Source organism: Ruegeria marisflavi (assembly GCF_025673445.1).
GTDB classification, from domain to species: domain Bacteria; phylum Pseudomonadota; class Alphaproteobacteria; order Rhodobacterales; family Rhodobacteraceae; genus Ruegeria_B; species Ruegeria_B marisflavi.
Genome location: NZ_JAOVQN010000037.1, coordinates 20448 through 28516, shown reverse-complemented (window position 1 = coordinate 28516; position 8069 = coordinate 20448). Strand labels below are relative to the sequence as shown.

The following is an 8069-nucleotide window of genomic DNA, read 5'->3' as shown; positions in this document are numbered from 1 at the left end:
GCAGCGTGTTCACATGGGTCAAATCTCGGTGGAAAATTATGGGGCTACCGGGTCACTTCTCAGCAAAAATCAACAACCGTAGTCTTTTGCGTAAACCAAGGACCACCGGACTTGATAACCAGGGATAGCACGGAAGCGCGCAATAACGTCGGGGAAGATCAACTCTCCGCCTGCCTTGGTCCACTTGGCATTCAGCAAGCCGCGTACATTCTCGAACAGGAAGATACGCGGGCGCAGCGCCTCGATGATGGACGCCATGCGTGCGTAGAGCTGATTCGAGGGCAGGTCCTTCTTATCGACCGAGTAAGACCTACGAATGCCGATTCCGGAGTAGCCCTGACACGGCGGGCCACCAGCCAAGACGTCGATGTTGCTGCCGCCACCGTTCGATCGTTTGGTTGTGCGCTCAAACGAGAACTGGACTTCCGGTAGGTTAGACAAATCAGACTTGAGCTGCTCCAGCCTCTTACCCTTCAGTTCGTGGGCGTCGTTGCAGTGCAAGTTTGGATTCTCAGAGAAGAGTAGGCCGCCGAGGTTGTGGTGACGATTGGAAAGATATGTTGCCTGCGCATCCTTGTCGATCTCGTTGACAAAGACGGGCGTGAAGCCGGAGTTCTCGAAGCCTAGCGAAAGCCCTCCGCAGCCGGCGAACAGGTCGACCATCGAGTAAAATCGGTCGCCTACGAGCTGTTGGCGCTGTTTATGAACACGGACTGCTTCGGATACGTTACCATCGAAATTTATGGCATCTTCAAGGATGTTCACGGCTAGACCCAGCTGTTCTTGATTCTCTGCGCCCCAACCATATCTGGCAAGGACGCTCGAGCAAACTACCAAATCTCGTGCTCCATGTCCAGGCTTTATGATCCAAAGTTAGCAACATACCCTCTCGACAAGCAATTCCCGGTCTTCGGCTCGGCAACCATTGCAGCGGTTACCTCGGTTGCCGCAGTGCGCGTGCCCCCGTCACCAAAGAGCTGGTCGAAATCCAGCGCCATGAGGCGCTAGCCGACGAACCTGAGCATTTAGGCAAGCAGGTTGGTCCCGGACGTTTCCGAAAATAGCGCGCAGCGCCACGATGACTGATAAGCTGTCCTTGACCATGATTGTGCTCCTCGGTCACAAATCTGGTTGGCAAACCAAACCTTAGTCCAACAACAATGGCCACCAAGCGGGCCGCGCCACCGGCGCAAATCACGCCAACCTTTGGAACACTGCCTCTTGCTCTTGCTAGACGAAGGAAACTGTGAGCATTTTTCATCCTGAATAGCAGCAGCGAAGTGCTGAAAATAGGATAAACATGAGAGTTACCAACCTAGGTGAAGGCATACACCAGCGCGAAATAAAAGGAGTAGAAATACTCCAGAAAAATCTGCCTAGAGACTGGTATGCGTACACCAATCTTGAGTTTGTCGTCGGCGCTGGCGCTACTCGGGAAATCGACGTGGTCATCGTTGCGCCAGAGCGAATTTTTGTCGTCGATTTGAAAGACTGGAATGGAACAATCGAGGCCACTAACGGTCGATGGACCAAGGACGGCCGAGACCACGGCCCATCTCCTGTACCAAAAGTCTCAGAAAACGCCCGACAAATAGGTACGGTTCTAGGTCAGTTCGTTAGAAAGAATAGTGGCGGCCAACGCATTCCGAGCCCATTCGTTCATGGCGCTGTGGTAATGACCGGTAATGCAGATATTCGGGGAATTGCACCCAGCGAACTTAGAATGGTGCACACAATTGACGACTTCCTAAAGAAGCTAGTGGACGAAAAAAAGCGTGAAGAGGTGTTCGGAAAGCCGCGCGACGCGTTTTATAAATACAAGCTGTCATCACAAGATTGGAAAAGTCGCCTTAGCAAGTTCTTTAACGTTAGGGCGAGCCACTTCGAACCAGGTCGTCGCCGTTTCGGCGAATTTGTTTCGTCTGGGCAGGTTCCTGAATTCAGCCACTCGGCGGGTGTGTTCTCTGAGTACGAAGCCTCAAGCACGATCTCAAAATCGACCGTTGGCACCCTAAGACTTTGGGACTTTACGCGTGCTGATGCTCGTTTTCAAAACAAGGAAGCAAGAAGCGAAATAGCTGGTAGAGAACGCAGAGTGTGCGATTTCCTTACTGAGGTAGAGGAGGATTTTCCAACTGTCTCACTCCGCACCAGAGTCGAGGACCTCGACTTTGCACCGGACTACTGGGAAGTCTACGAAAGGCGAAATGACCTCAAGCGACTTTCCGAAATTCCGTCCGTAACGATCCAACGAAAGAGCGTGTCCGAAAGAACTGAACTAGCCCGTCAAGTCGTTAGCAAAGTAGCAATTCTACATCGCCAAAGCTGTTCTCATTTGGACCTTGGCGAACACTCCGTCTGGGTTCAAGAACCACATACAGTTCGGCTATCGCATTTTATGTCTGCCGCTATTCCTGATGAACAGACTTTAGGGGCTTCAAGGTTCCATTTCCTGTCATCGGCACAAACCCCCGAAGACATCTACGGACAAGAATCAACGGGTCAACGCAAGGACTTATATCTTCTGGGTTTGGTCGTACATCGATTGTTGTTTGGGGTTCTTCCCCAAAAGGACTCAAGCGACGGGACAATGTCTTGGGACGCGTCTATCGATGCCGACGGCGAGTTTCCACAGTTGCACGGATGGCTCAAGACTTGCCTTGAACTGGACCCATTGAATCGCTTTCCCTCGGCTGTTGAAGCGCTGGAAGAGTTTGGTGAGGCTTCAAAGGATAATAACTGGAACACTGAGATCGCTGCTGGTCTAGAACGCTACAGCAGCGAGTTCAGGTCAGTATTTGAGCTGATTTCCACTTTCCCAATGTCAGAAACCGTTCTGGACTCTCCCGAAAAAGCTTTATGGAGATCCGAAACAAAGGACGGACAGTATCTGGTTAAGCTCTGGAAAAGTGCTTGCTGGGGTGACTTGAAGAAAGATGCCTTAAGGATCTTGCGTCACCTGAACAGCTTGGACGAACTTCGTGCCGCTGAGTTACCTTTCGTCCCAAAAATCAAATCAGTTCATTGGATGGGCGATCATATAGGCTTGGTGCAAGAGTGGATCGAAGGCGAAACTCTTTCAGACCTTTGGCAAAACAAAGAGGCGTCCGAAAGAAGCCCCGCGGAGATTGCCGAGCAGGTAACCACTGCGGTCCTCAGATTGCATGAAAAAGATGTTGGACACGGGGACTTGAAGCCCTCCAACATTCTCGTGCCAACAAACGAGTTTCGATCCGTACAACTGCTCGATATCATTGATTTTCGCCATGCGGATGACGGTGACATACGCAACTCTGAGTATAGTCGAGAAGGACAAGACGCATTTCAGAGAGACTGCTACGCAGTCTCAAAGATCGTTTGTGAACTCGCGGAGTACTTCACCGAGTTTGAGGTGAAGCAACGTGTGCTTGCCGGCGTTCCAAAACTCATCGATCCAGAAAATCATCTCGTGGACTTGGAACGCGTCTTGGAGCTCCTGAACGAGCCTGCCGAAACTAACGTCGATGAGAATGAACTAAAAATCGAAATCGGTATTAAAGACGTTGAGGCACATAAGATTGCGACTGATGAAGGTCAGTATTTTGTACGGCCGCTTTACAACAATAGTGGTTGGGCCGTCCGCGGAGCGACGGAACAAATTATTGTCTTCCATGACGATAGTGGGAAAATCTCAAACGCAATTGTTCGCTCAGTCTCGCAAGGGCAAATTGCTCGTTTTGGAAAGTTTGAGGTTGGCGCATTCGCAGGCCAAATCCAAATCAAGAAAAGTTCGATCAACGAACTACTTCAACTTGAGACCATACAAGATGCTTTTGCCAACGAATTGAGTCACGCAGAGGCAGAGCAGCCTGAACATTTTCAAGAAGACAACGAATTCCCCAAGGATGACACAGAAGATAGCTCCAGCACAGAAGAAGAACTTGATGCCTTGGAAGAGCTTATCGCTGCCCAACATAGCAATCTTGACCTTTCCTATGTTGACCGGCTTTGGCAACAATTCTTGAAGCTTGAACTTGAACAACAGGTTACTGCAGTCGCCACAGACGACGCCTATCTTGACCCAAAAGACAATAGCGTACGAATTCCGTACGAAATGCGAACAGGAACACTCGATTTTCCGCCCAGTGACACAATCTTTGCCGAAGCTCACGATGCGAAGAGAGGGCGCTGGCATAGCCTCGGTCGACTTGATCTCGAGAAAACCAATTCAGAGGTGTTGGTTCTCGACAGTCGTTTTGGAAAAGATATCAGTTCTCGAAGAAACGGAAGAGTCGCTGTTCGCGACAACCAAACCATAAGGCTGCTAAGCCACTTTGAAGAGACGAGTCGACTTCGCCGTCGTGAAGCCATAGAGCGAATTCTTTCAAAACGTTCGGAAAACCCATATTTGCGCGACGTATTTTGCGGGCACATCCTGTCACCAATGAAGGCATCCCTTCCCGACCTGAACTTTGAGCAGATTCAAAAGAAACATAGTCTCAATCAGTCGCAAATCAGCGCTCTGAAAAATGTGTTCGCCAATAGACCCGTAGGTATCCTGCAGGGGCCGCCTGGCACTGGAAAGACAAAATTCATCGCAGCGCTTGTACAATGTGCGTTGGACGCTGGAGTCGCCACAAATGTTCTTGTAGCGAGCCAATCTCACGAGGCGGTAAACAATGCGGCCGATGCGATCTTGGAGAGTTTTGGCGATGAAGACCCTCCTTCGCTTCTGAGGGTAGGACACGAAGGGCAGATATCTGGGAGGTTACGACGTTTCAGCTCAAGAAGCCTTGAGGAACAAAAGCGAGAGAAATTTTCTGCAACGCTCGATGCCAAAATAAAGATTGCCGCGGCCATGACGGATATGAAGGCAGAAAAGGCTCGAGAAATATTGAAACTAGAGACCTCAATAAAGCCTCTCATCGAAAAGCTATTCAGTCTTTCCGGTGACCCAGGAAGTGTGTCGGGTTCAAGTGAATCCGATGCCAAACTAATGGATCGAACTATCAGGCATCTAGAGAGAGCCTTAGTAAGCTACGATCTAGAGCTGTTGAACGAGTTTGATACCACCCTGGGAGAGACTACGTTTTTGCTGGAACTTAGGTCGAGTATTGCCGAGCAACTCGACATTAGCCTGAGCAAGTACCAAATAGTAGCCGACGTCGCGGAACTCATCCGTGACTTCAAAAACAGCGTTTCCACTGGCAACCGAAATTTTGACGCATTTTTCGCTGGTACGCGTCAAGTCGTAGCGGGTACCTGCGTCGGTCTAGGTAGATCTTCTCTTGGATTAACCAAAACTCCATTTGATCTCGTCGTCATTGATGAGGCGGCAAGGTGCTCAGCCAGCGAGCTGGCTGTTCCTATGCAAGCTGGCAGATGGATAGTTTTGGTAGGTGACCAAGCCCAGCTCGAACCACTTCACGACCAAAGTGTCGTGCGCGGTGTCTCGAAGCGGCTTGGAATTGAAGAGAGAGAAGCTCAACGCTCAGACTTCGAGCGACTTTTCCAATCCAGCTACGGAAGCGAAGCCGCGAGCTTGCTAGCAACTCAGTACCGAATGCTACCGCCAATTGGCGACATCGTTTCTCAAGCGTTTTATAGCGGGCGACTTCGTCACGGACGCACAGAACCCATTCTAAAGAATCAAGCAAAACCGATATGCTTGGATCGATCCATGTATTGGATACCAACAGAAAGCGAAGGGAAAAATTCTCTACAACGAAAGTCAGGAACCAGTTGGGAGAATCAGGCTGAAGCAGATGTCATCGCCAACCTTCTGCGGGTGTGGAGTGATTCTACTTCTTTCATTTCTGAAATCAAGGATACCGGTTTGGAGTTTCCCATCGGGATCATTTGCATGTACGCCGCTCAAAGGAACCTAATCAGGTCAACTCTGATGAAGACGGACATAAGCGCCGATCTGCGAAAACTGATTAGGATCGATACCGTGGATAGCTATCAAGGAAAACAAAATCTTGTGGTTTTGCTCTCGTTGGTCAGACACAACCAAAACGGTCCTAAGCAAAATGGTGCCCCAACGATCAAAGAAGGGTTCATGGCTCGAGATAATCGAGTGAACGTTGCCTTCAGCCGCGCCATGGACAACCTCATAATTGTGGGAGCGAGGGAAGGCTGGCCTGCTGAAGGTCCAATTGGAAGGGTTCGTGATCTATTCAACAGAAAGCTAGAAAGCGGTTCCGTTGGCCTTGCGACACCAAGTGAAATTCAGGAATACCTTATGCAGGGCGTGAACGCATGACGGCCAAACCCCAAAAAAAACGAAAGATACTTAAGCTTGGTAAGCGAAGCACCGGCTCTTCTCACGACTCAGCGGCGGAGCCGAGTGAGTTCGACACAGGCGAACATTTTCAGGACCATCAATTGCCCGTAGTAGGGACGATTGATTTTCTCTTGCCGTGCCGAGACTACGTAGTCGACTTCAAGGTAGCTGATACCAAGAGGCTCTCAATCACTTTGGAGTATCTTCTCAGGCTACTTAAGCTCCTTGGCCGACTTACCGAAGAGGAGCTTGCTGAGTTCTTCAATTATTCGCAAAAAGAGCTCGAGTTCGTACTATCCGAAGCACTGGCACACGATTACATTGAGTGGCGCAATGGTGAAGTCAATCTTAGCAAAGCTGGGCGAGGGCTGTTCTCATCAGGGCAAAATATTCCCTTCTCCTTAGAGCTACAATCGTACTCTAAACGTGTTGGTTTCGATCTATTGTCATTAAGCTACGAACAAAGAGAACATCTATCCTCTTTTGAAAGGCGATTGCCGGAGTTGGAGGTCGGGGATACGAGCTTCGTCGAGAGCGGAACTAAAAATGTACCTTCGGTGTTTCGAAAGAATTACTTTGAAATCATGGTTTCGGACTCCCGGCTCGAGCGTGATCGAAAGGGCCTGTACTCAATAGACAAGGTTTCTTCTGGTGATCGGTTCAGCTCTTTGGTGACCGTAAACATTCGGCAGGACAAACAATGTGTTGGTCAGCCAGACTTTTCAATGGTGGGTGCGCGAGCCGATCAAGACCCAGCAACCAAGAAAGAAATCTATGAGAGCGTTTCTGCCTTTTTAGGGCGACAATGCAGGACCAACAGAGAAGCGGACCGGGTGTCAGTGGACGTGTTCAAAGCTCTGATCGAAGGAGCGCTGGAAGCCCCAGGAAATCAAGTTTTCGGGGGATCACATTCTCCAGAAACCGTGGCGCAGAATCTATTTGGTGCTGTGAATAAGGCAGAGGGGAACAGCTCTTTCATAGGGTCACCATTCCTACCGAAAATTGGGACTGAATTGATCGCAGCAATCAAAGAAGGACGATCCAACAGGCAGTGCGACTCGAACGTCGCCTGGTTAATTCCGAACGCTCCAGCCTGGGGAATGACCACGAATCTACCCTCTTTGATTGAAGGCGTATTCCGTGAGCTTGGCTATTTAGTAGATGATTATGCAGCCAATATCCCTCAGGAAGACCAAGATTTGACAATCGAAAGATCAACAAGTTCGCCGCCACTCGAATGGTTATACTCAGGCTCTCTTGACCGGCACGTAGAGGCAGCCTTTGCGCCATACGAAAGGGTCGGGCATGAACTATCCGTTTCAAACAATCTTGTAGAGGTGTTGGTTTGTTCTGATGCTGCGGTTTTGGTAGCTATTCACCTGCCGCCGCCGCGTGGTTCCGCCATGCTGACTCCGGTAGGGGTAATTTCGTCTTCGGAAAGAGTCGTGAATTTCGCTCGTCAGTATCTGACGCAGCTGCAAGCATACCAGTGATTGATCGATTTGACATGATGGCCTTTCCTGCAGATTGGTATTCGGGCTCTCCATTTTTTGCATAGTTGTCGTTGAGCTTGACATCATTCCAACGCAATCGCCTTTCCACCTCTTAACGCAAAGGAGACTTTGAACGCGCCCAGCGAGGCGTGGACAACGTCATTAAACTTCTGGGCTAGGCAGGAGACCCAGATTTAACGGAACGCCACAAACCGAAGGGGATACACTGGCGAACGTATCGCCTACTGTTTGCCGAGTTGGAGCTTTGGCAAACGCGCGCAGACTATGGATTCTTGAGCTACTTCAGCGAG

The 8069-nt window shown here is 49.9% G+C and carries 3 protein-coding genes; 2 read left to right on the top strand and 1 reads right to left on the bottom strand.

What is annotated here, in order from left to right; all coding sequences use genetic code 11:
* Positions 1-69 precede the first annotated feature (69 nt).
* Complete coding sequence (locus OEZ49_RS21885; RefSeq protein WP_263390284.1) at positions 70-765, bottom strand: DNA cytosine methyltransferase; 696 nt, start codon at positions 763-765, stop codon at positions 70-72.
* 535 nt (positions 766-1300) lie between these two features.
* Here OEZ49_RS21885 and OEZ49_RS21880 point away from each other — a divergent pair.
* Together OEZ49_RS21880 and OEZ49_RS21875 are read left to right on the top strand one after the other, a co-directional pair.
* The gene (locus tag OEZ49_RS21880; RefSeq protein ID WP_263390283.1) at positions 1301-6244 is read left to right on the top strand and encodes an AAA domain-containing protein; all 4944 of its coding nucleotides are present in this window, start codon (positions 1301-1303) and stop codon (positions 6242-6244) included.
* Positions 6241-7758 carry a hypothetical protein gene (locus tag OEZ49_RS21875; RefSeq protein WP_263390282.1) on the top strand — a complete coding sequence of 506 codons (1518 nt, stop codon included), beginning with the start codon at positions 6241-6243 and terminating at the stop codon, positions 7756-7758. Before OEZ49_RS21880 ends, OEZ49_RS21875 begins: the two co-directional genes overlap by 4 nt.
* Positions 7759-8069 lie beyond the last annotated feature (311 nt).